We start from the raw sequence: 22,024 nt of genomic DNA, 5'->3' as shown, positions 1-22,024 counted from the left end.
GTGGGCGGCAAGGGGGTGGGCTTCTTCGTGCGGGTGCCGCTACCGGGGGCGGTTGGAACCGGGGCCTGGGCCTGATGCCGAAGCCGGGGTTGGCGTCTTGCTCTGCAGGTGCTGCGCGGCACGCTCCTGCAGCCGCTGCTGTTCGCGTGCCAGCACCTTGCTCACCTGGCGCAGCTGGGCAATCTGCGCATCCACGGCGGCGCGCTTTTGCGCCATCAGCAAGGCACCCTGGGCGCAGTCGATGCTTTTGGCGCGCATGGCCGCAAGCACCTCACCGATCTCCTTGAGCGAGAAGCCCAGCGACTGCAACTGCTGGAGCAGGGTGGCATCGCGCACGGCCGACTCGGGGTAGTCACGGTAGTTGTTGGCGCCGCGGCGCACGCCGGTCAGCAGGCCCTCGCGCTCGTAGAAGCGCAGCGCATGGCGGCCCAGGCCGGTGCGGCTTTCCAGTTCGGCAATGCGCATGAGGAAAAATCCCTTGACTGTAGAGTGCACTCTACACAATAGCATGGCCTTTTTTGAGAGGGGAGCGCCCATGCATATGCTGGTTGAAACAATGGTGCACATCGAGCGGCCGGTGCCGCAAGTGTTTGCCTACGTGTCCGACATGGAGCGGTTTGCGGAGTGGTTTCCTGGCGTCGTGGCCATGGCGGCGGCCGACGCGCTGGCCCCGGGGCAGCCCGGCAAGCAGTACCTGGAGACCGTGCGCCTGCCATGGCGCGGGCACCGGCAGATCCGCCTGCAGGTGAAGGAGTCGCGCTCGCCCCATTTCTTTGCCACCGAGGGGCGGTTGCCGCCGCTGCTGCCGCGCATGGAGATCGCCCTGGCGGAGGCGGCCCCGGGCTCGTGCGAACTGACCTGGCGCATGTTCAGCCGCAACACCAACCCGGCCGTGCGCTACCTGCTGCTGCCGATGGCGCGGCGCGTGATGGCCGCCCGCGCTGGCGCAGGTGTGCAGGCGCTGAAGCGGCGGCTGGAAGAGGGTACGGCGGTGCCCGTGCGGTCGGCGGGGTGACGGGGTCACACAGGGCGCGTGCAACCCTTCAGCGCACAGGCGCACTGCCCACCGCAAGCCCGCTGCGCCCCTTCGGCTGCAGCACCTGTGCCATGTAGCCATCCAGGTCGGCCTGCCAAAGCGCCGGGTGGTTGTGGATGCCATGCCCGTCCTGCCCGGGCGGCAGCGCGTAGCCCACAAAGCGGCCCTGGCCGCCCGCTGCGCGGAAGGCGTCGAAGCTGGCGCGGCTGTGCTCCAGCAGGTAGTAGGCATCGTGCTCGCCATACAGCCACAGCGTGGGCCGGGCAAAGGCCGCGCCGCGCGTGAAGCCGTTGCGGTTGACGGCCACGGCGGCCTCCCGGCAGGCATCGCCAAGCCAGCCGCCCACGAAGTTGACCACGCCCAGGAACATGGCGGGGCGCGTGCCCGCATAGGCCACCGACAGAATGCCGCCGCGCGAGACCCCGCCGATCAACAGGCGCGCCTTGTCCACGTCGGGGCGCTGCTGCAGGTGGGCCATCACCACATCGAGGTCGGCGATGGCACGGTCCAGGCCCGGCAGTGAGCGGGCGGGCTCGCAGGAGTAGCCGGCCGAGCGGGTGGCGCCAAAGCCTTCGTCGTACAGCCCGTCGGACTTGCCGCGCCCGCGCCGCTGGGGGAAGACCACCTGCCAGCCCTTGGCCGTGAAGTACTCGGCGATGTCGGGGCTCGTCCACGTCAACCCGAACCACTCGGGTCGGTTGCCCGCGCCCGTGGAGCCGTGGTTGAAGACCACGGTGGGGAACGGGCCCTTGGCGCCCAGCGGCCGGTAGACGACGGCCTCCAGCGTCTGGGCGCGCCCATCGTCGCCAACCCAGGGCGTGGGCAGGCGCTCGATGGAGCGGGCGTAGCGTGGTGCCAGGGCCTGCTTGCTGAGCACGCTGGCCAGCAGCAGACGCGTCTCGGGTCGCCAGGCGGCGATCTCCAGCTCATCGCCGCCTTCGCGCAGGCGCATCACCAGCCGGGCGCCGGTGTGCAGCCGTGCGTGCATCTCGCTGCCGGCAAAGGTGGCCTGCGTGCGGTCCGTGATCTGGGGTTGCTGTTCGTTGGCCCCGGCATAGACCACCGTGGCGCCGCTGGCAGTGACCGACTCGACTGCGATGCGGATGTCGCAGGCCCGCGCCGCGCAGGCCGCGCCCTGCCACACGCCGCTGAAGCGGGCCTTGGCCGCGGGCAGGGCGGCATCGGGCGGGGTGATGGCCACATCGGGCGGCAGTGTGGCTGCCACCGCGCTTTCCGTCGGGGCGGGGGAGAGGTGGGGCATGTAGGCCGGCCATGCCGTGGCTGCCGCAGCACTGGCCGGTGCCGGGGGCGTTGCGGCGGGCGCGGCTTGCGGTTGCGCAGTGGCTGCCCCGCACAGCAGGAGCAGCAGGCCGGCGATGCGGGCGGAGTGGGGGGAGTGCATCCCGCCATTGTGCAGAGGCTCTCTTAACGCCGGCCAAAGCTGCGAAGGAGCGCACCACTGCTGTGGGAGCGCATGGTAGCGCAGGGCGCATCGTCGATGGTGTCCTACGCTCTTGGGTGCGCCTCGTGGCATATCATGCGGTATGAAACAAAATGTCAGGGAGACATGGGTTGTGCCGCGCGCGGCATGGGCCACGGCCCTGTTCGTGGTGCGCAGGGCAACTACCGTGTGCGAAGGTGCCAGGCCATGACCCTCCGGATCGGCGGTCCCCACCAACGGGCGCTGCGCGCCCTGGGCGTGACATTGCTGGAGCTGCTGATCTCCGTCACGCTGATCGGCCTGCTGACCGCCGTGGCCGTGCCCAGCTACCAGGCCTACATGGAGCGCGCCAGGATCGCCGCGGCCAAGAAGGACATCCTGGAGATCAGCGTCAAGCTGGACCGGTACCTGCACTTCAAGAACGCGTTTCCGGCGAGCCTGGCCGATGTGCCCGAGAACCGGCTTGACCCCTGGGGAAACCCCTACCGCTACCTGTCGATGGAGGGTGCCAAAGTGGGGGACAAGCGCAAGGACAAGTCCCTGCACCCGCTCAACAGCGACTACGACCTGTACAGCATGGGCCCCGATGGCAAGAGCCAGACGCCGCTGACCGCCAAGGCCAGCCGCGACGACATCATCCGCGCCAACAACGGGGGATTCATCGGTGTGGCCGAGGACTACTGACGCATGCGCCTGAGTGCGGCCCAGGCCATCCTGCACAGCCGCGTGGGGCGCCAGTTGCTGGCCACGTTCTTTGTGCTGGTGGCGGTGCCGGTGGGTGCCATGTCCCTGCTGGCCTACCAGCTCACGCAGTACGTGGTGCAGCAATCGGCCGCGCAGCTCAGCGGCGAGCTGGCCAAGGCGGTGGGCATCAACCTCATCGACCGGCTGCGCGCCGCCGAAAGCCTGCTGCATGTGCATGGCCTGCCACAGGGCGATGGCCCCGGGCCGATGGCCTTGGACCCGGGGCTCGAGGCCGTCTTTGCCCGCGTGGACCGGCTGGCCCCGGCAGAGGCCGCGCTGGCGCCCGGCGGGCGCAGCGCCCTGCGCGTGACCGGTGCTGCGCAGCCCGGGGCGGCGCCCGTGGTGGAGCTGATCGTGCCGGTGCAAGGCGCTGCGGTGCGCGGCCGCTTCACCGCCGACTACCTGTGGGAGAACGCCCAGTCGGGCACGCACCGGCTCTGCTTTTCGGGGCCGCAGCTGCCCGCGCCCTTCTGCCTGGGGGTGGAAGTGCAGGACGCCCAGGCCGTGCGCACGCAGCGCGAGATTTTCTTCACGCCGTACTTCGATGCCCCGGCCTGGACCCTCACCACCACGCTGCAGCCGGACGTGCGCCGCTACCTGCCCATCGGCGTGGCGGCCCTGGTGGGCAATGTGGCGGGCATCGCATTCTTGCTGGCGCTGGTGAGCAGCTCGGTGGTGCTGCGCCGGCTGACCCGGCCGCTGGATGCGCTCACCTCGGGCACGCGCGCCGTGCTGCGCGGCGATTTCACGTGCCAAGTGCAGATCGGCGGCCAGCGCAGCGAGTTCACCGACCTGGCCGACTCCTTCAATGCCATGACCGAAGAGGTGGGGCGCGACCTGGCGCTGTTTCGCGTGCTCGCGCAGATGGACCAGGCCATCATCGGCCAGCGGCCGTTTGCCGAGGTGGTGCAGCTGATGCTGGCGCACCTGCACCGCCCGCCGGCGCAAGACCCGGTGGGCGTGCTGCAGTGGCCTGCGGGCGCACCCGGGCCCCATCTGCTGTCGCTGGCGGCCAACGGCACGCTGCAGCAGCGCGAAACTTCTGCGGACCCCACCGGCGAAGCCGGCCCTGGGCACGACCTGCCTGTGGCCGAGACCGGCACCCAGCGCGTGTGGCTGCGCCTGGCCCAGTTGCCGGCACCGCAGGGCCGGGCCGAGCGCGAGCTGGGCGCGTTTCGCCAGCGGCTGGCCGTGGCCCTGCATGCCGAGCAGCACGAGCAGCAACTGCGCGAACGCGCCACGCAAGACAGCCTGACGGGCCTGCTCAACCGCTTCGGGCTGGTGGAGGCCATCGACCAGCTGGTGCAACCCCCCCCGGATGGGGGCAGCCCGCGGGCCGCAGGCCAGCCCTTCGCCGTGGTCTGCATGGACCTCGATGGCTTCAAGGAAATCAACGACGCCTATGGCCACTACGTGGGCGACTGCGTGCTGCGCGAGGTGGCCAGCCGCCTGCGTGCAGGCATGGGCGCGCGCGCGCTGGCCATGGCCCGCCCGGGCGGGGATGAGTTTGTCTTTGTGCTGCCGGCCGATGCGCAAGGGGCTTTCAGGGCCGAGATCGAGGCCGTGGCGCAGGCCGTGCGCGTGCCCTACAGCGTGCCCCCGCGCGTGCTGCCGCTGGGCGCCAGCCTGGGCATGGCGCTGTTCCCCGTGCATGGGGTGTCGCGGGACGAGTTGCTACGGCACGCCGACCTGGCCATGTACACCGCCAAGGGTGCGGGCCGCAATGCGCTGGTGGAGTTCGAGCCCGCGCTGGCGGCCCGGCAGGCCGAGCGCCTGGTGCTGCGCCACGACCTGCGCCAGGCACTGGCCGCGCAGCAGATGTTCGTGGTGTACCAGCCGCGCGTTGGTTCGCACAGCCGCCAGGTTGCCTCGGTCGAGGCGCTGCTGCGCTGGCGCCACCCCGACCACGGGCTGGTGCCGCCCGACACCTTCATCGCGCTGGCCGAAGAGTCGGGCTTCATCCTCGAGCTGGGCCTGTGGGTGCTGCGCCAGGCGCTGCAGCAGTTTGCACTGTGGCGTGCCGACCCCGCAGTGCCCGTGCGCCACCTGTCGGTGAACCTCTCGCCCGTGCAACTGGCCGACCCGGGCTTTCCAGCGGCGCTGCATGCACTGGTGCAGGAGTTCGGCATCCGCCCCGGCGAGCTGGAGCTGGAGGTCACCGAGGGCGCCCTCATCCAGGACGTGGACGCCGCCGTCACGCGCCTGGCGGCCTTGCGCGCGCGGGGCGTGGCGATCGCACTGGACGATTTTGGCGTGGGCTACTCGGCCATGCGCTACCTGAACCGCCTGCCGTTCGATACGCTCAAGATCGACAAGAGCTTTGTGTTCGCCTTTGGCGTGGAGCGCCCCGCCCTGGCCATTGCCACGGCCATCGTGGCCCTGGCCAAGGCGCTGGACAAGCGCGTGGTGGCCGAGGGTGTCGAGACGCCCGAGCAGGCCGACCTGCTGCAGGGCCTGGGCGTGAACGAGCTGCAGGGCTACCTCTATGGCAAGCCGCAGACCCCCGCCGAGCTGGCGCGGTCATGGGCCGGCAGCGCGCCCGCCGCGCTCAAGCCGTAGTCAATTCGGCAGCAAGAAGCACTGCCCGCTTTGCGCCGGGTTGCCCACCACGATGCGCTCTACAGAGTCCATGGTGGGGAACTGGGCCCAGAAGTGGTCGGCCCCCCAGCACAGGTAAGGGCCCGAGCGCGCAAATACGGCGCGCGTGGGGTTGGCGGGGGTCGCGGTGAAGGTCCAGTTGCCCCAGAAGGCGGTGATGCCACCCCGGGTCTCCTTGCGGTCCACCACGAAACGGGCGTATTCCTTTTCGGACTGCACGGTGCCTGCGCCGCTGCACTGGGCATTGGCATAGGCCATGGTTCCATGGTTGACGGTGAGGCGGGTCTCGTCCTGGCGTGTCAGGCGAAAAAGGTTGCGCGCGCCTTGGTCCGGGGAGACCTTGCTGCAGGTCTCGCGCACCCAGACGCCTTCAGGCAGGCCCCATACCGCGGTGGCGCAGCCCACCTGCACCCCGTCCACGGCCGCGCCGGGCATGGCCCCGCTGCCCTGGGCCACGGTGCAGGTCTGGCCGTCGGGCTGCGACTTCACGCGCACCGCATAGGCGCTGCCGGCCGCGAGCGGCGTGGCAAACACGAAGCGGCCGTTGGCCGTGGGCAGCAGGTCGTCGCCCTCGTTGTTCTGCAGCACCAGCCGGCTGCTGCCGCTGATGCCGGACGCGGGTGCCAGGCCGCTCACCGTGCCGCCGAGGGTGAAGCGCTCGATGTGGGTAGGGCCGGGGCCAGGGGCGGGCGGTTCATCACCACCACCCCCACCGCAGGCCGACAGCGATGCGGCCAGGGCCAACCAGGCCAACGGGGCGCAGCGGCGCACGGATGTTGCGGGCGCAGAGTGTGGAGCGGGCAAGGACACGGCAATGGTCATGGCAAAAAAATGCGAAGTATGGCGAGGCCTCGCACTCGGGGGAACCCCACGAAGGTAGGGGTCTGTGTCGCCCGTCACCTGCCCTGGTCGCTGCAGCCCGGCATGCTCGCTTGCCACTGCGTTGCATGGGGCGGGGGGAGGCGAGTGCGCGTCGGCAACGAGAAGATGCCGGTGCAGCGCATGCCTGCACATGCGCCCAAGGCCCGTGAGCGGCTCAGCGCAAGTCCCTGAAGGTGACCGACCAGCGCAGGGCCGGCGTCGGCTCCACGCAGTGCTGCCACTTCCAGCGTGCGTCGCCCTGCAGCACATAGATGGAGCGGGGCTCGACCTCCAGGGCCACCACCTCGCGCTGCAGTTCAGGGCGGTAGGGCCAGGGCCGAAAGCGCAGCGTGGCCGGGCCGCCCAGCGAGACGCCGATGATGTGCTCGAAGTCGGGCACGTCGCGGTGCCAGCCCAGGGGCGTGCCAGGTGCATATTCGGACACCAAGGCATGGGCCAACTGCTCGGGCTGCATGCCCTGCCACGCGGCCACGCGCTCGCGCAGGGGCGCAAGCCGTTCATCGAGCGGCTTGCCCGGCAGCAGCTGGTTGGTGTCGAAGTCGAACGAGCCGCCAAAGCCCGCTACCCGGCGCCGCGCCAGGTACTCCTTGTACCGGGCGGCGCGCAGCGGCAGGGATTGCAGGATGGGGATGAGCGCTGCCTCCTCGGCCCGGCCCAGAAATTCGGGCTGGTAGACCAGGCCAGGAATGGAGGCGAGCACCGGCGCATCGCCGAACAGCGTGGACTGGTCCATGGCCGTGGACCCGCCGCTACCCCAGCCGCACCTCGAAGCGGCTGCCATCGCGCGGCGCCAGGCCGCGGTAGCCCGCCAGGCGCGCAATGCCCAGGGCCCGCACCCAGTGCTGCAGGGCCACCAGGTCGTGCGCCGACACGTCTTCGGGCTCCACGCGCTCCAGCGCGTCGATGGTGTGCAGGGTGGTCGCTATGTCATCGGGGCCGCCGAACTGGTGCTCCAGTGCAACGGCAAAGCGCACCTCGGCAGCGGTGCGTTCGGCCTGCGTGAGGCCGGGGTGGTCGCACAGGGCGACGGTGTAGGTGGCGTCCAGAACAGCCATGCTCGATCTCCAGATAATACTGTATGAATTTACAGTATTTTGGAAAAGCGTGCAGCAGATTTATGCGGGGCGCGCCCGCCCCGTTGTCAGCCGGTCAGTACCTTGTCAGTACCGCAGGCGCCCGTCGCTGCCGATCACGCCGATGTCCACAAAGCGGCTGCCCACGTTGCCCTTGGAGAAGTCCACGCGGAAGCCGCCGAAGTCGATCTCGCCCATGCTGGTGAGCGTGCTGGCCAGGGCGGCGGCGCTGGGGTTGGCATCCTTGCTGCGCTTGAGCGCCTCGCCCACGGTGCGGGCCGAGAGGTAGCCCTCCAGGTGGAAGGATGTGTACTCCTGCACGGCAGGGAAGGCCTCTTTCATCGCGGCCTGGAACTCGCGGTGCAGGGGCAGGGTCTTGCCATTGGGGTTGGGATAGGTCTGGGCAATGCCCACGCCGCGCGCGCCTTCCACGCCCGCGAGCTTGACGATGAGGCCGGCCGGCACGTACGACAGCACGAAGATCGACTGCTTGACGCCCGCCTTGCGCAGCGCGGCAATGCCTTCGGCCATGAAGCGTGGGGCGCCGAGCACGAGCACGCCCTGCGCGTCCTGCTTGGCCAGCTGCTGCGCGGCGGCGTCGAGCGCGGCCGCGTCGGTGGCCGACTTCACGCCCTGCAGCGTGATGCCCTGCGTGGCCTTGGCGGCCTCTTGCGCCATGGCCATGCCCGAGGTGCCGATGGGCAGGTCCTGGTACAGCGCCGACAGGCGCGTCATGCCCAGCGTGCGCGTGTGCGTCACGATCTTCTCGATCTGCTGCTTGTCGCCCGCGCGGATGTGAAACAGCTTGGCATGGCCGGGCGTGCGCAGGCTTTCGGCGCCGGGCACGGCGTTCATCACCACCACGGGCGCGGCATCGAGCAGCTTGTCGTCGAGCATGCGCTTGATGGCGGCCGAGCCGATGGGCGAGATCAGCGCCACGGGCTTTTTCTCCAGCGCCTTGGGGAACTGCGCGAGAAAGCCCTCGGGGCTGTACTCGTCATCGGCCTCGAACAGCGAGACCTTCTGGCCCTTGATGCCGGCCTTGTTGGCCTGGGCCACATAGGCCTTGATGCCCTGGTTGACCTCGACCGCATCGGGCACGGGCAGCTTGGTGAAGGGCCCGATCTGGCCGAGCACGATGCCCTGGGCCAGGGCCAGCGTGCCGGTGCAAAGAAGGGAGGCGGCCAGCACGGAGTGGCGCAGAAGGGCAAGAGAAGGGCGCATGGATGAATGTAATAGTCGTTTGGAGTCCGGGCCGCACCATCCGCACAAACACTGTCTCCCGAGCGGCACCGAAGCATTGAAGAAAACCCCCGCAACGGCAGCAGGCCGGCCACCCCCGGGGGGTTGGGCAAGGCATTTTGCTGCAGTGCGAAAGAGGCGAGTCTACCGCCAGGCAGGGCCCGCAGGGTGGACTTTGTGGCAGGGGGGCGCTCCGTCGCCGCACCCGGCCCCGCGCCAGCGAATGCAGCGCCAGGCCCCCCTGCGTACCGCTGTTGCTCGCGTGCGGCCGGTGCCCCCCAGCGCGCCCATTCCTTGCGTGCCCGGGGCGCCATGCCAACCGCCGCGTGTCATCAGTTCTGGGGACAGACAGGCGCGTGGCAAGGCACTAGATTCAGTTGCGCGCCCCCCGCCTGCCTTGGCAGCGGCGCCCCCCGTGCGTGCCCATTGGAAACCCCTGGCCTGACCATGACCCACATCCTGCCCCTCCATCGTTTGCCCTTTGCCGGCAGCCGGCACCGCCGCGCGGCCGCGTGGCTTGCCACCGTGCTGGCCTGGCTGCTGCTGATGACCCTGGCCGCGCTGTGCGCCCCGGGCCGGGCCCAGGCCACCAGCATCACGTCTGCCGCCAGCAGCAGCGGGGGCAGTTGGGGCGGGCCAGGCAACAACACCTGGACGCCCGGCGGCCCCGGCGCGGTGGTGGCGGCCAGCGATGTCAACACCCGGCTGGCCGCAGGTGCCCATGTGGTGGTGCAGACGCACACGAGCGAGCCTGTGCTGGCCATCAAGGCCGCCCTCACGCTGACGCCCACCAGCCACCTGGAGCTGCAGGCCGGGGGCGACGTACGCATAGAGGCCCCGCTCCAGGCCGGCACGGGCACCCTCACGGTGCGCTACGGCCAACAGGCGGTGGCAGCCGGCAACAGCGCCACCGTGGTGGCCACGGCCCCGGTGCACCTGCAGTCTGGTGCCAGCTACACCACGCGGCTGGGCAGCGATGGCGCGGACCAGTCCCCCACCATCATCACCAGCCTGGGCGCAGCGGGCAGCAACACGGGCAGCGACCTGCAAGGCATGCAGGGCAACCTGGCCGGGCACTATGTGCTGGGCGGTGACATCGATGCCAGCGCCACCAGCGGGTGGAATGGCGGGGCGGGGTTTGAGCCGGTGGGCAACAGCATAACCCTCTTCACCGGCAGCCTGGACGGGCTGGGGCACACCATCACCGGGTTGCGCATTGAGCGGCCGGGGCAAAGTTTCATCGGGCTGTTTGGCGTGACCAGTGGTGCCCGGCTGCGCAATATCGGATTGGTGAATGCCCAGGTCAGAGGCTACGATTCTGTGGGAACTTTGGCTGGAAGCTTCGACGGTGGGACCATCAGCAGCAGCTACGCCACGGGCGAGGTGAGTTCTCGCAGCAATTATGCGGGCGGGCTCGTCGGTAGCTGCTACTACAACTGCACCATCAGCAGCAGCTACGCCACAGGCGCGGTGAGGTCTGAACTCTATACTGCGGGCGGGCTCGTCGGTTCCTGCAAAAACAACTGCACCATCAGCAGTAGCTACGCCACGGGCGCAGTGCGTGTTGAACTCTCGTTTGTGGGTGGGCTCGCCGGTGAATGCTATTCTGGTTGTACTATCAGCAGCAGCTACGCCACGGGCGCCGTGACTGGGACGGCTATGGTCGGTGGGCTCACCGGCATTTGCACTGGCTCTTGCACCCTCAACAACTTCTATGCCACCACCGATGCGGGCGGCGCCTCCATCAACAACGGTGGGGTGCCCGATGGTACCTGGTCGGGCAATGGCAACGGCACGCCCAAGACCCTGGCCGAACTCAAGACCCTGGCCACCTTCTCCGGCTGGAGCATCGACGACGCCGGCGGCACCGGCACCACCTGGCGCATCTACCCAGGCCAGAGCACCCCGCTGCTGCGCAGCCTGTTCACCGCGCCGCTTGCCATCACCGCCACCAGCGGCAGCCGCACGGTGGACGGCACCACCAACGCCCTGGGCGTGACCTACACCCCCGCCAGCCCCGATGCCCGCCTGCTGGGCACGCCCGTGGCCACGGCGGCGGGCAGTGCGGTGGGGGTGCATGCCATCACGGTGAGCGGGGTGCACTCCACCCAGCGCGGCTACGACATCACCCTGGTGCCGGGCACGCTCACCATCACTGCTGCGGTGGTGGTGGCGCCCGAGCCCGAGCCCGAGCCCGCGGGGGTCACCCAGCCGGGCGACATCTTTACCGTGACCCACCCCAACCTGCCCATCGTGGTGGGCCCCCAGGCTGGCGGCGCCACCATCGTGCTGCCGCAGGGAACGGGCACCAGCCCGGTCACACTGCAGATCAGCATCAACGGCCAGCCTATGCAGGTGCAGGCAGCCCCCGGCACGCAATTGCGCGTGACCCAGGTCAATGGCCAGAACGTGCTGGTGCTGGTGGTGATCCAGGGCTGGGCGTCCATGGCGAGCACGGCGGCGGGCCAGCCCATGGCGCTGGCGGGCGATGTGCTGCTGAGTGCCGGCCGCGCCGGCACCACCATCGAAGCCCAGCCGCTCACGGTGGCCGTGCTCACCGGCGCGCTGCTGCCGCCCCAGGGCAGCCTGCCGCAGGTGGGGCGCATGGGGCTGCTGGCGGGTGAACGGCTGCAGGTCAACGAACAGGGCGCGCTGGTCTCCATCACGCTGGGCTCTCTGGCGGGCAATACCAGCCAGCCCGGTGACCCGATGGCCTTCATCAATCTGCCCGCATCCATCACGGTAGACAGCAAAACCTTTGCCCGCCTGAATGGCCCGCTGGCCCGCCTGTCGGGTGTAAACCTGGCGCAAGGTCTGGAGACGAATGCATCGGGTGTCTACCTGCTGCGCGATGGCGGGCAGACCTTCCAACTGCTGCCCACCTTGCCCATCACCATCGACGCCACCTTGCCCGATGGCCTGACATTCACCCCACTGGGTCTGCTGCGCTGGGTGCGCGGCGGGGTGGTGGTGCAGTTTGCGCCGGCAGTGGCCGACCTCGCGGGCCTGGCCAGTGCGGTGACGGCCGTACTGCCCGGTGCGCAGATCCGGCTGGGGGCCGAGGGTGTGATCCAGCTGCGCACGGGTGGGCGCACCTATGTGCTCAAGCCTGGGTGGACGGGAGCAGGCAGCACTGCAGGTACACCGCAGATCGGCGTCGATGAACAGGGCCGCATCTACCTGCAGACCGGCACTGGGCCACGGCAGTTGCTGCTGCCCGCACTGCTCAATGCCACGCAGGCCAACGCCATCTTCCAGACCGCGTTGCCGGGGGCCACGCTGTCCGTGCAGCCTGCATCGAACGACGGTGCGTTCACCGTGACCCTGGCTGGCCAGACTTGGCGCCTGGTGCCGCAATGGGTGCTGCCCGAGGGCGCAGCGGTGCAGGTGCCCGCAGCCAGCGCCAACTGGTGGCTGGGCAGTGACGGGCTGCTGTACCTCAAGCTGGGCGCCCAGGTGCAAGGGGTGCGCGCCGTGGATTGATGGGCGGGTCTTCGGTCGGTGACCCGGAGTGCCGCTTTATCCATCCATCCATCCATCGATCCATCCCCATGGGGCTTGCCCCCGTTCAGGCCTCGTCGTCCGGCAAGGGTACGTATTCCTCGGGCGAGCCGATGTGCCCGGCTTCGAGTTGGGCGTGCATGTCCTGCTCCAGCGCAATGCCGCGCAGCAGTTGCAGGTGCTGGCGCGCCTTCTCGACGCCCAGGTGCTCTTCTTCGGACCCACGCACAACCGATTTCTCCGATTCAGTGGACTAGGCGCTCAGGTCCGGGTGCGCGGGCTTGAAGCGAAAGCAGCTGTGGCTCATGGGGTCGGCGGGGCAGGAGCGCGGGGTGGACTGGCACCTGCAGGCACCACCGGCGGCAAGCCCAGGGCCTGCAAGATGAGGGCATGGTAGGCGGGCCAGTCCTGCCGTGAGTTTTCGATCACCAGCTTGGAGAGCGGGAGGCGTTCAAACAGCGTGTCGGTCAGGCGCCGGTAGTCCTGGTACAGGGCAACCAGGCCCTGCAGCCCCGCGAACCCGCGGCCTGTGCTGTAGGGCGCTGCAAGCTTCCAGTTGACCTGGTAGGCCACCCACTCGGCGCCGCGCTCTTCGCAGACGGTCCGGATGGCGTGCTCGACGTCCTCTTGCCTGAAGTACACGACCAGAGGGTTCAGCGGAGCGATGGCCGACGCCAGTGCCTGGATGTGGTCGAGCAGGGTAGCGGGATCGGCCTCCATGAGGAACAGGTTCGTGAGGTCGCCGTGGAACAGCTGGCCATCCATGACGCGGATGGTGCCGTCTGCCTGCGATGCCTCGACCAGCGCTGCCCATCTGCGGATGCTGCGGGCGGCCAGTTGCGCCGGGCTGGTGTCGAGCCAGGGTTGGAACCAGTGTTCCAGCTCGTCCGTCGCCCGCACGGGATGCGGGTCGGTCCTTTCGTGCACAGGCAAGGCGGCGTGGCCAGCGTCCTGCAGGCTTTGCGCGATGGACCGCATGGTGGTGGACTTGCCTGAGCCCATGATGCCCTCCACGATCACCAGGCGGTGGGCAGATGGGGTACGGGGCAGGCTTGGAGGGTGGTGCATCGCTTGGCGTGGTGAGAAAAAAAGGGTGCGGTTGGGTACGCGGCAGGCCGCCTGAATTGCCGACGGACTTCTGGCCCAGTGGGAATCGTACGCGTTGGGCCCCTTCGCCAGGCGCAAGGAGCGGGACGAGGGCTACCTGGGGTAGACCAGGCACAGGGGGGCCTTGCCTCCAGCGCAGAAGCCCTCCGTCTTGCGGGATTCGAAAACGATGTAGCTGTCCGCCAGTTGCCGCTTGGTGAACTCCCCGTTGATGACCTGAAAAACGCCGGTGCCCTTGCAGCCCGTGGAATCGCGGGACCAGCCGCCGGGTGTGGAGAATGCCCCGCTGCTTTGGGGTCCACACCAACCAAAAACCGCGCCTTGCGTTCCACCGGAGGGTTGGGGGAACTGAAGGTAGGCGACAAGCCGTTCTTCGGACAACCTGGCCTCGACCTTCACCGGGCAGTGGTCCGACTCCGGCCCGATGCACGAGATCGTGAGTTCTGCAGCGGACGCCAGCAAGGGCGTGCAGAGCGCGAAGAAGACCAGCAGGTGTCGTTTCATCGGTACGATGGCAAATCAGAAGGCAAGGGGGTGGCAGTATCCGCGCTGTGCTGAAAAGCAGGTGCCTGCGCGGCATAGATGGCGCGCAGACCCCGGCCTTCGCTGTGCAGGCTGCTGTGCAACTGCATGCCGATCTTCTGCAGCGTGGCAATGGATGCCCGGTTGTCGGGGGCGACCTGGGCCAGCAGGCGCTGGCAACCCAGCGCACCAAAGCCGTAAGCCAACTGGCCCCGCCCGATTTCCGTGCCATAGCCCAGCGACCAGACGCTGCGGGACAGCACGAACCCGATCTCATAGTCCTGAGATCCCAGCACCGTGCAGGGCATCAGCCCCGAAAACCCAACCACATCGCCGCTGGCCCGTTCCGTCAACACACCCAGCCTGCGGCCGCTTCGGTCGTGGTCGAAGCTGGTGGCAAAGAAGGCTTCGGATTGCGCGGGGGTGAAGGGTACACCCAGGAACACGTGGCGCATCACCTGTGCGTCCGACAGCACCCGCGCATGCAGGCAGGCGAGGTCACCGGCCTGCGGGTAGCGCAGCACCAGGCGGCGGGTGGCGATGATGGTGTCGGCGGCGGTCATGTCGGAGGGGCCAGGCTGGCCATGCCCGGCACACTATAGCGGTGGGCGAGGCGTGGCTGGGGCTCATGCCTCCAGCAAGGCCCCGTCTTCGCGCAGGCACGACTGCAGGTGCTGCACATCGACATCCTGCAAGCGCGTGCTGCCCGCCAGGGCCGCAGCCGTGCCCGCGGCCTGGCCCATCACAAAGCAGCCGCCGCTGGCGCGCGCGGCGGACTGGCCCTCGTGCGTCATGCTGGCGCAGCGGCCGGCCACGAGCAGGTTCTCGATCTGGCGGGGCACCAGCATGCGCCAGGGCAGGTCGTTGTAGGCCCGGCGCGGGTCTGCGGGAAAGCCCCAGGAGATGCCGCCCGCGCGGTGCAGCTCCATGGGCCAGGCGTTGATGCCGATGCGGTCGTCGAAGCGGGCCGACTGCAAAATGTCGTCGCCCGTCAGCGCGTACAGGCCCTCGATGCGTCGGGTTTCGCGGATGCCGATCTGCGGCGCGATCTCCACGATGCGCGAGCCATCGAAGCCCGGCACCTGCTCGCGCAGGAAGCGGAAGTACTCGGTGATCTGGCGGCGGCCCTCCACCTCGCCATCGCTCAGCTCGACGGCGTTGACGGCATTCATGGCCTGGCCCCGGGCATTGGCGATGGAGGTGACGTTGGCGCGCCATTCCGAAGGGTGGATCTGCGGCCGCAGGATCGCGCCCTCGCGCGGAAAGCGGTAGCGGCCCGGGAACTGCTGCTGCGCCCGCTCCATGAAATCGTTGATGGCCTTGAACTCGCCCACGGCGGGCAGCGCCTGGCCGGGATCGACATGGCCGACGCGGAACATGGTGGTGGGGAAGAGGCCGCTGCCATGCCCGTCGCCCACCTCGTAGGGCACGCCGGCAAACGCCGCCACATCGGCATCGCCCGAGCAGTCGATGAACACCTGGCTGCGGATGGCCTGGCGGCCCGACTTGGTCTCCACGACAAGCGCCTCAATGCGATTGCCGTCGCGCAGCACGCCTGCTGCCCGTGCGTGGAACAGCAACTGCACGCCCGCGCCGAGCAGCCACTGGTCGGCCGCGCATTTGTAGAGGGAGGTGTCGTAGGAGCGCACGCGGATGCGGCCCTGCATGCCGTCCTGCGGCTGGTTGAGGCCGCCCATGGCCGCAAGGCGCGCGAGCAGTTCGTCGACCACACCGCGCACCAGCAGCTTCATCTCCCCCTCGTGCCGGCCATACAGCCCAGCAAAGTTGGTGACGCCGCCCGCCGTGCCCATGCCCCCCAGAAAGCCGTAGGACTCCACCAGCAGGGTGCGGGCCTGGCGGCGTGCGGCGCTCACGGCGGCCGCCTGCCCGGCCGGGCCGCCGCCCACCACGACCACGTCGTACCCGCCAAATACCGGCAGCTGGCGCGCGGGCTCCAGCAGGGTGGAAACAGCAGCCATTGCGTTCTCTTCTTTCATGGCGTTGGTCATGGCATCAGTCCAGGGCGATGCGGTGGGCTTCGATCACCGGCTTCCAGCGCGCGATGTCGGCACCGATCTGCTTGCGCATGCCTTCGGGCGGGCCGCCCACAGGGTCCATGTATTGCGCGCGGAATTTCTCCACCATGGCGGGCTCGGCGAGGATCTGGGCGATCTGGTTCTGCAAGGCCTTGACCACGGCATCGGGCGTGCGCGCGGGGGCGACAAAGCCGATCCAGGCATCGGCCTGGATGGCGGGCAGTCCGCTTTCGGCCAGGGTGGGCACGTTGGGCAGCGAGGGCGAGCGGGCCGGCGAGGCCACGGCCAGCGCCCACAGCTTGCCCGCCTTGACATGGGGCATGACGGCCGCCGCCGGCAGCAGCGCCATGTCGACTTCGCCCGCCAGCACCGCGGTGACGGCGGCGCCCGATCCGCGGTAGGGGATGTGCACCGCATCGGCACCGCCCTGGGTGGCCAGTGCCGCCATGCCCAGGTGCGAGATGGACCCGGCGCCAATGGAGGCGAAGGTCAGCTTGGCCCCCTTCATGCTGGACGCGAGCGCCTTGGCATCGGTGCCCTCGAGCTTCTTGCCCACCACCAGCACCGAGGGCTGGGAGACGGCGATGGAGATGGGCGCCAGGTCTTTGGCGGGGTCGTAGGGCAGCTTCTTGAACAGCAGCGCATTCACCCCGAGCGGCCCGGCGATGCTCACGCCGATGGTGCGGCCATCGGGGCTGGCCTTGGCAATCGCGTCGGTGCCGATGTTGCCCGCCGCGCCGCTCTTGTTCTCGACCACGAAGGGCTGGTGCAGCCGCGCCGCCAGCCGCTCGCCAATGGCGCGCGCGGCCAGGTCGGGGGTGGAGCCGGCGTCGAAGGGCACCACCAATCGGACGGGGCCCTGGGGCCAGTCCTGGCTCCAGGCCGGCACGCTGGCCAGGCACAGGCAGGCCGCCAGTGCGGCGGCGCGCAGGGTGGGGGATGCTGCGAAAGAAAGGGACCGCTTGCGGGATGCCATGGGTGTTGTCTCCTGGTGGGCTCCCCAACGGCGCTGCGGGGATTGCGCAAACTTTAGGGCGGGGGCAACATTGCGTCTATTTAATGCGTGCCATAACGCCCAACAGGATTTGAAATAATGGACATGCGGCTGCTCTCCGTGTTCGATGAGGTCTACAAGACGCGCAGCGTGTCGCGCGCGGCGGAGAACCTGGAGATTCCCCAGACCTCGGTGAGCCTGGCGCTGGCGCGGCTGCGGCGCCAGTTCAACGACCCGCTGTTCGTGCGCACGGCGCAGGGCATGGTGCCCACGCCGCATGCGGCCGATCTGCTGGGGCCCCTGCGCCAGGCGCTGGAGCTGCTGCGTTCGGCCACGAGGCAGCAGGTGGTGTTCGACCCCAGGACGTCCAGGCGGCGCTTTCGCCTCAGCATGACCGACGTGAGCCATCTGGAGTTTCTGCCGCGCGTGGTCAAGAAGGTCGAGTCGGTGGCGCCGGGCATCCAGATCGAGGTGCTGCGCATTGCGCCCGATACCGCGGCGCGGCTGGAATCGGGCGACACCGACCTGGCCGTGGGCTACATGCCCGAACTCGACGCGGGCTTCTACCAGCAAAAGCTGTTCGACGAAGGCTTTGCCTGCGTGGTGCGCCGTGCCCACCCGCGCCTGGTGTCGCGCGCCACCCGCACGCTCTACAAGCGCGAGCGCCACGTGGCCATCATCGCGCCGGGCACGGGCCATGAGTTGCTGGAGCAGGAGCTCAAGCGCCTGAAGATGCAGCGCGATGTGGTGCTGACCCTGCACACCCTGCCGGGCCTGGGCAACCTGCTGGCCCAGACCGAACTGGTGGCTACGGTGCCCGCGCGCGTTGCGCAGACGCTGGCACGCATTGCGGCGGTGCGCCTGGTGCCAACCGCGTTTGCGCTGCCGGGCTTTGCCATCAAGCAGCACTGGCACGAGCGCTTTCACCACGACCCCGGCAACCGGTGGCTGCGCGCCATGGTGGCGGAGCTGTTTCTGGAGTGAGGGGGCGGGGCCTCGCCCTCTGCTCCTGAGGGTCTATCAAGCCCCCCCGGCCGGGGGAGGGACAAGCCGCGTCGCCCTGCGCATACTGCCTGGAGCGCTGGAGCAGGGCGGCTGCGGTGCGGGCTTTTTTCTTTCTTTCTGTCCTCCTGTTTCTTCCCTTCTTTTTTGTCTTGAAAGGCGCAACCCCATGAATTGCCTGGCCGTGTTGACCTCCGCATTGCAGCCGCTGCAACCGCTGCAAAGAAGCGCACCGCGCCGCCGCCAAATCGCGGCGAGGCTGGGCCTGGCCTGCGCCTTGTTTGCCGCCGCACTGGGCGCCCATGCGGCCACGGTGGTGAAGTTCGCCACGGGCGCGTCGAATTCGGCCGCCATCCTGAGCGATGGCTCGCTGTGGACCTGGGGCAACAACATGAACGGCCAGCTGGGCAATGGCACGTCCACCAACGCCAACAAGCCGGTCAGCATCGGCACCGGCTTCACCCAGGTGCAGGTGGGCAGCCGCTACATGGTGGCCCTCAAGGCCGACGGCAGCCTGTGGATGTGGGGCCACGCGGTGCTGAGGGACCGCGAGTTCTACGAAACCGTGCCGGTGCAGATCGGCAGCGGCTTTGACAAGCTGCTCACCTCCGACACGGCCGCCAAGGCCGATGGCACGGTCTGGTTCTGGGGCGATTCCAAGCTCATCTACAGCGCGCCCGCAGGGGGCAACAATGGGTCGCTGGACCAGTTGCCAGCGGGCTATTGGCAGATGGCCACCGGCCCCTACAACGCGCTGTTCGTGCTCGGTGGTGGCGCCATGCGCTATGTGTCGAACAACAACCTGCTCAACACCTGGCGCACCGCCTACGGCAGCAATGGCCCGGCGGGCAGCGGCTTTGCCCAGGTGGCGCTCAATGCCACCACCGCCGCAGGCGTGAAGACCGATGGCACGCTCTGGCAGTGGAAGGGCGAGGAGCAGCCCGCCTCGCTGGGCGCGGGCTATGGCCAGGTGGCCAAGGGCACATCGCACACCGTGGCGCTCAAGACCGATGGCTCGGTGTGGGCCTGGGGCTCCAATGCCAACGGCCAGCTGGGCGTTGACTCGGCGGCCGATGTGGACAGCCCCCAGCTCGTGGGCAACGGCTACACCGCGATCGCGGCCGCGGCCCAGCACACCCTGGCCCTGAAGTCCGACGGCACCCTCATGGCCTGGGGCAGCAACAGCGTGGGGCAGTTGGGCACCGGGGCTGCAGGGGCCACGCCGGTCCAACCCACGGCCGTGGTGTTCGGCGGCACCAGTCCGGGGCCGCTGGGCGAGGTGACCGTGACGGGGCCCATTGAGCTGCGGACGCTCACGGTGCGGGTGCAGATCGCCAGCGAACACCTGGCCAGTGGTGTGCAGGGCGATGTCTATCTCATGGTCTTTGGGCCGGATGGATCGGCATACTTCTACAACGGGTACGGTTTCCCACACGTGACGCCGTTCGGTCTTCCCCAGCCCTGGATCAACGGGCTGGAGAACAGGACCACCGTGCTGATCTCGAACCAGGACCTGCGCGCCTTGCGGGGCACCAAGCTGTATGTCGGTTACGGGCTGAAGAGCAGCAAGCACAGCGACACGATGCAAGAGATGCTGGCCAGCAAACGCTACCAGCTGGTGTACAGCTTCCCGTAGCCCCGGGGGCGGGCCGGGGAGCAGGTCCAACCAGCCTGCCTGTCTGCCTGCGCCAAGTGTCAGCCCGGGCGCTGTGCCAGCGTTGCAATGACCTGCGCGAGCGGGGTCGCTCCGGCCTGTTCGGTGGCTGCGGAATCGCTGTGGATGTCGATGTGCGAGGCATTGAGGCCCCGTGTCATTTCGGTGAAGCCCGCCAGGGCGGCCTCAGAGAAGCGGGCATCGGCCAGCGCCTGGGCCCACTGGGCCTCGGGCACGGTGGCCACGTCGATGGGCCGGCCGAGCGTGGCCGCCAGGACGGCGGCGACATCGCTCGGTGCGTAGTCCCGGGGCCCTGCGAGGGCCACGGCGCGGGTCCCGGTCCAGTGCCCGGTCCCCTGCAGCAGCAAGGCCGCTGCAGCGCTGCCGACATCCGCGGTGGCCACCATCGGCAGGGCGCGCCGGGGCGGCGCCAGAAAGCTCGGCAGGGTGCCGCTGCGCGCGGCCTGCGCGACCATCGGCGCCCAGTTTTCCATGAAGTAGGCCGCGCGCAGGAAGACGGTGGGTACGCCGGCCGCCTTCAAGCGTTGCTCGAGCATGTGGTTCATCCGGATCCACCCCGTGCCGCCCGTGCGGTCGGCGCCCACCGAGGACAGGGCCACCAGCCTGGGCACGCGCGCCGCCAGCGCGGCGCGCGCCGTGGTGGCGGCCATCGCGTCCGCCAGCTCGAAGAGGTCATCGCGACCGTAGTGCTGCGGACAGACCACATAGGCGCCGCGCGAGCGGCTGAGCGCCTGGGTCATGGAGGCCAGGTCCGTGAGGTCGGCCACGGCGATCTCGGCGCCACGGTCGGCCCACCACCGGCCCTGGGCCGGGTCGCGCACCACGGCGCGCACGGGCTGGCCGGCCCGCAGCAGCGCATGGGCCGCGGCGGCGCCGGTACGGCCGGTGACACCCACCACGGCATAGGGGAGAGCAGGGAAAGCAGTCATGCAAAAAACTCCGGTTCAGAAGAGCCGCCATGGTGCGAGAGGGCTTAGCATGCGGCAATGGCATGAAAGTCATAGTGAATATGCACCAAGTGGATTTATCGGCGCTCGACCTGAACCTGCTCACGCTGTTCGATGCCCTGGTTCGGGAGCGCAGCGTCACCCAGGCGGGCCTGCGCCTGGGGCTGAGCCAGCCGGCCGCGAGCCGGGCGCTGGCGCGGCTGCGCAAGATGCTGGGCGACCGCCTGGTGGTGCGCGGCAGGCTCGGGCTGGATCTGACGCCGCGCGCCCAGGCGCTGGCAGGCCCGGTGGCCCGGCTGCTGGACGATGCCCGGGGCATCATGGCGCCCGCCGTGTTCGACCCTGCCTCGGCCACGGGCCGCATCACCATCGCCGCGCACGACCACCTGGCCCTGGTCGTGCTGGCCGGGCTGATGGCGCGCCTGGAGCGCCAGGCGCCCGCACTGGGCCTGCACATCGCGCCCCCCGTGGGCGACAACCTGCGCCTGATCGAGCAGGGCGGTGCAGACCTGGCCCTGGGCATCTTCGAGGCACTGCCTGGCAGCCTGCACCGCCGCGGCCTCTACACCGACCACCTGGTGTGCGTGGTGAGGGCCGGGCATCCCGCGGCAAAAGGCCGGTGGGGCCTGGAAACCTACCTCGCCTTGCGCCACATCGCCATCACCATTTCCGGCGTGGGCGAAAGCGCGGTGGACACCGCGCTGGCGGCGGCGGGCCGCACCCGCCACGTCGCGCTGCGGGTGCCGCATTTTCTGGCGGGTGCGGTGCTGGTGGCAGACAGCGACATGGTGCTCACTGTGCCCCGCCGCCTGGCGCAGCTGCTCGCGCAAAGGCTTTCACTGGCGCTGCTGGATCTGCCAGTGCCGGTGGCCCCCCTGTCCCCGGCGATGGTCTGGCACGAGCGCCTGCACGGCGACCCGGCCCATGGGTGGGTGCGGCAGCAGGTGGTGGAGGTGGTCGCGCCGTTGGCGTCGCCGGGGAAAAAGGGCCCCCGGCCCGGTTGAGTGGGAAAGCGCCCTGGCGCCTGGCGCAGGCCCCGCCGAAGGGCCGGCCCGCGGCTTCGGTGGTGGGTGCGCAGGCCCCGCACCCCATGGATTCCGGGTGAGATTGTGTTGTTGACCAAGACCGCGTTCTGGCATTAAATATTTTTGAGGGCGGGATTGCCAGGCACTTGCAGCCGGCGGGGGACTGTTTTCGCAGGTGACACGGGCATTGCAATGCGAC

20 protein-coding genes are annotated in these 22,024 nt (G+C 69.3%); 7 read left to right on the top strand and 13 right to left on the bottom strand.

Going from position 1 to position 22,024, the window contains the following annotated elements:
- Nucleotides 1-39 precede the first annotated feature (39 nt).
- Nucleotides 40-465: a MerR family transcriptional regulator gene (locus HNP48_RS31500; RefSeq protein WP_184864857.1), complete on the bottom strand. Its 426-nt coding sequence runs from the start codon at nucleotides 463-465 to the stop codon at nucleotides 40-42.
- A gap of 70 nt (nucleotides 466-535) precedes the next feature.
- Between HNP48_RS31500 and HNP48_RS31495 the strand changes: the two genes are divergently transcribed.
- Nucleotides 536-1,015, top strand: a complete 480-nt coding sequence (locus HNP48_RS31495; RefSeq protein ID WP_184864855.1) for an SRPBCC family protein — start codon at nucleotides 536-538, stop codon at nucleotides 1,013-1,015.
- A gap of 28 nt (nucleotides 1,016-1,043) precedes the next feature.
- Here the strand turns inward: HNP48_RS31495 and HNP48_RS31490 are convergent, their stop codons facing one another.
- Nucleotides 1,044-2,438, bottom strand: coding sequence for a S9 family peptidase (locus HNP48_RS31490; RefSeq protein ID WP_184864854.1), 1,395 nt, complete (start codon nucleotides 2,436-2,438; stop codon nucleotides 1,044-1,046).
- A gap of 246 nt (nucleotides 2,439-2,684) precedes the next feature.
- Between HNP48_RS31490 and HNP48_RS31485 the strand changes: the two genes are divergently transcribed.
- Nucleotides 2,685-3,161: a prepilin-type cleavage/methylation domain-containing protein gene (locus HNP48_RS31485; protein WP_184864851.1), complete on the top strand. Its 477-nt coding sequence runs from the start codon at nucleotides 2,685-2,687 to the stop codon at nucleotides 3,159-3,161.
- Between the two features lie 3 nt (nucleotides 3,162-3,164).
- A complete protein-coding gene (locus HNP48_RS31480; protein ID WP_184864849.1) occupies nucleotides 3,165-5,780 on the top strand; it encodes a bifunctional diguanylate cyclase/phosphodiesterase in 2,616 nt (871 codons plus the stop codon).
- Here HNP48_RS31480 and HNP48_RS31475 read toward each other — a convergent pair whose 3' ends face one another.
- From HNP48_RS31475 to HNP48_RS31460, 4 genes are all read right to left on the bottom strand, one after another.
- A complete protein-coding gene (locus HNP48_RS31475; protein ID WP_221480422.1) occupies nucleotides 5,781-6,641 on the bottom strand; it encodes a hypothetical protein in 861 nt (286 codons plus the stop codon).
- Nucleotides 6,642-6,855: 214 nt separating this feature from the next.
- Nucleotides 6,856-7,434, bottom strand: coding sequence for an alpha-ketoglutarate-dependent dioxygenase AlkB (locus HNP48_RS31470; RefSeq protein WP_184864845.1), 579 nt, complete (start codon nucleotides 7,432-7,434; stop codon nucleotides 6,856-6,858).
- Between the two features lie 16 nt (nucleotides 7,435-7,450).
- Complete coding sequence (locus HNP48_RS31465) at nucleotides 7,451-7,756, bottom strand: hypothetical protein (protein ID WP_184864843.1); 306 nt, start codon at nucleotides 7,754-7,756, stop codon at nucleotides 7,451-7,453.
- Nucleotides 7,757-7,861: 105 nt separating this feature from the next.
- Complete coding sequence (locus HNP48_RS31460) at nucleotides 7,862-8,998, bottom strand: ABC transporter substrate-binding protein (RefSeq protein WP_184864841.1); 1,137 nt, start codon at nucleotides 8,996-8,998, stop codon at nucleotides 7,862-7,864.
- 465 nt (nucleotides 8,999-9,463) lie between these two features.
- Here HNP48_RS31460 and HNP48_RS31455 point away from each other — a divergent pair, with 465 nt between their 5' ends.
- Entirely contained in the window at nucleotides 9,464-12,499 is a 3,036-nt protein-coding gene (locus HNP48_RS31455) for a hypothetical protein (RefSeq protein WP_184864839.1), read from the top strand.
- An 85-nt stretch (nucleotides 12,500-12,584) separates the two neighbouring features.
- Here the strand turns inward: HNP48_RS31455 and HNP48_RS31450 are convergent, their stop codons facing one another.
- The 6 genes from HNP48_RS31450 to HNP48_RS31425 all read right to left on the bottom strand — a co-directional run bounded on the left by HNP48_RS31450 (nucleotide 12,585) and on the right by HNP48_RS31425 (nucleotide 17,158).
- Nucleotides 12,585-12,746 carry a hypothetical protein gene (locus HNP48_RS31450; protein WP_184864837.1) on the bottom strand — a complete coding sequence of 54 codons (162 nt, stop codon included), beginning with the start codon at nucleotides 12,744-12,746 and terminating at the stop codon, nucleotides 12,585-12,587.
- A 74-nt stretch (nucleotides 12,747-12,820) separates the two neighbouring features.
- The gene (locus tag HNP48_RS31445) at nucleotides 12,821-13,585 is read right to left on the bottom strand and encodes a hypothetical protein (protein WP_260420448.1); all 765 of its coding nucleotides are present in this window, start codon (nucleotides 13,583-13,585) and stop codon (nucleotides 12,821-12,823) included.
- A 132-nt stretch (nucleotides 13,586-13,717) separates the two neighbouring features.
- A complete protein-coding gene (locus HNP48_RS31440; protein WP_184864835.1) occupies nucleotides 13,718-14,128 on the bottom strand; it encodes a hypothetical protein in 411 nt (136 codons plus the stop codon).
- Complete coding sequence (locus HNP48_RS31435) at nucleotides 14,125-14,709, bottom strand: GNAT family N-acetyltransferase (RefSeq protein WP_184864833.1); 585 nt, start codon at nucleotides 14,707-14,709, stop codon at nucleotides 14,125-14,127. Before HNP48_RS31435 ends, HNP48_RS31440 begins: the two co-directional genes overlap by 4 nt.
- Before the next feature lie 63 nt (nucleotides 14,710-14,772).
- Nucleotides 14,773-16,125: an FAD-dependent oxidoreductase gene (locus HNP48_RS31430; RefSeq protein WP_184864831.1), complete on the bottom strand. Its 1,353-nt coding sequence runs from the start codon at nucleotides 16,123-16,125 to the stop codon at nucleotides 14,773-14,775.
- A gap of 34 nt (nucleotides 16,126-16,159) precedes the next feature.
- On the bottom strand, nucleotides 16,160-17,158 hold the full coding sequence (locus HNP48_RS31425) for a tripartite tricarboxylate transporter substrate binding protein (protein ID WP_184864829.1): 999 nt from the start codon (nucleotides 17,156-17,158) through the stop codon (nucleotides 16,160-16,162).
- Nucleotides 17,159-17,275: 117 nt separating this feature from the next.
- Here HNP48_RS31425 and HNP48_RS31420 point away from each other — a divergent pair, with 117 nt between their 5' ends.
- Both HNP48_RS31420 and HNP48_RS31415 read left to right on the top strand, forming a co-directional pair.
- Nucleotides 17,276-18,160: a LysR family transcriptional regulator gene (locus HNP48_RS31420; RefSeq protein WP_184864827.1), complete on the top strand. Its 885-nt coding sequence runs from the start codon at nucleotides 17,276-17,278 to the stop codon at nucleotides 18,158-18,160.
- 187 nt (nucleotides 18,161-18,347) lie between these two features.
- A complete protein-coding gene (locus HNP48_RS31415; protein ID WP_184864825.1) occupies nucleotides 18,348-19,814 on the top strand; it encodes a hypothetical protein in 1,467 nt (488 codons plus the stop codon).
- Between the two features lie 59 nt (nucleotides 19,815-19,873).
- On the opposite strand, the gene HNP48_RS31410 is transcribed toward HNP48_RS31415, so the two are convergent.
- Nucleotides 19,874-20,782, bottom strand: a complete 909-nt coding sequence (locus HNP48_RS31410; RefSeq protein ID WP_184864823.1) for an NmrA family NAD(P)-binding protein — start codon at nucleotides 20,780-20,782, stop codon at nucleotides 19,874-19,876.
- 80 nt (nucleotides 20,783-20,862) lie between these two features.
- Between HNP48_RS31410 and HNP48_RS31405 the strand changes: the two genes are divergently transcribed.
- Nucleotides 20,863-21,804, top strand: coding sequence for a LysR family transcriptional regulator (locus HNP48_RS31405; protein ID WP_184864959.1), 942 nt, complete (start codon nucleotides 20,863-20,865; stop codon nucleotides 21,802-21,804).
- Nucleotides 21,805-22,024: the final 220 nt, after the last annotated feature.

Origin of the sequence: Acidovorax soli, from assembly GCF_014207955.1 — a bacterium.
Taxonomy (GTDB): Bacteria; Pseudomonadota; Gammaproteobacteria; order Burkholderiales; family Burkholderiaceae_C; genus Acidovorax; species Acidovorax soli_A.
This window is presented reverse-complemented; position numbering and strand designations above follow the sequence as displayed.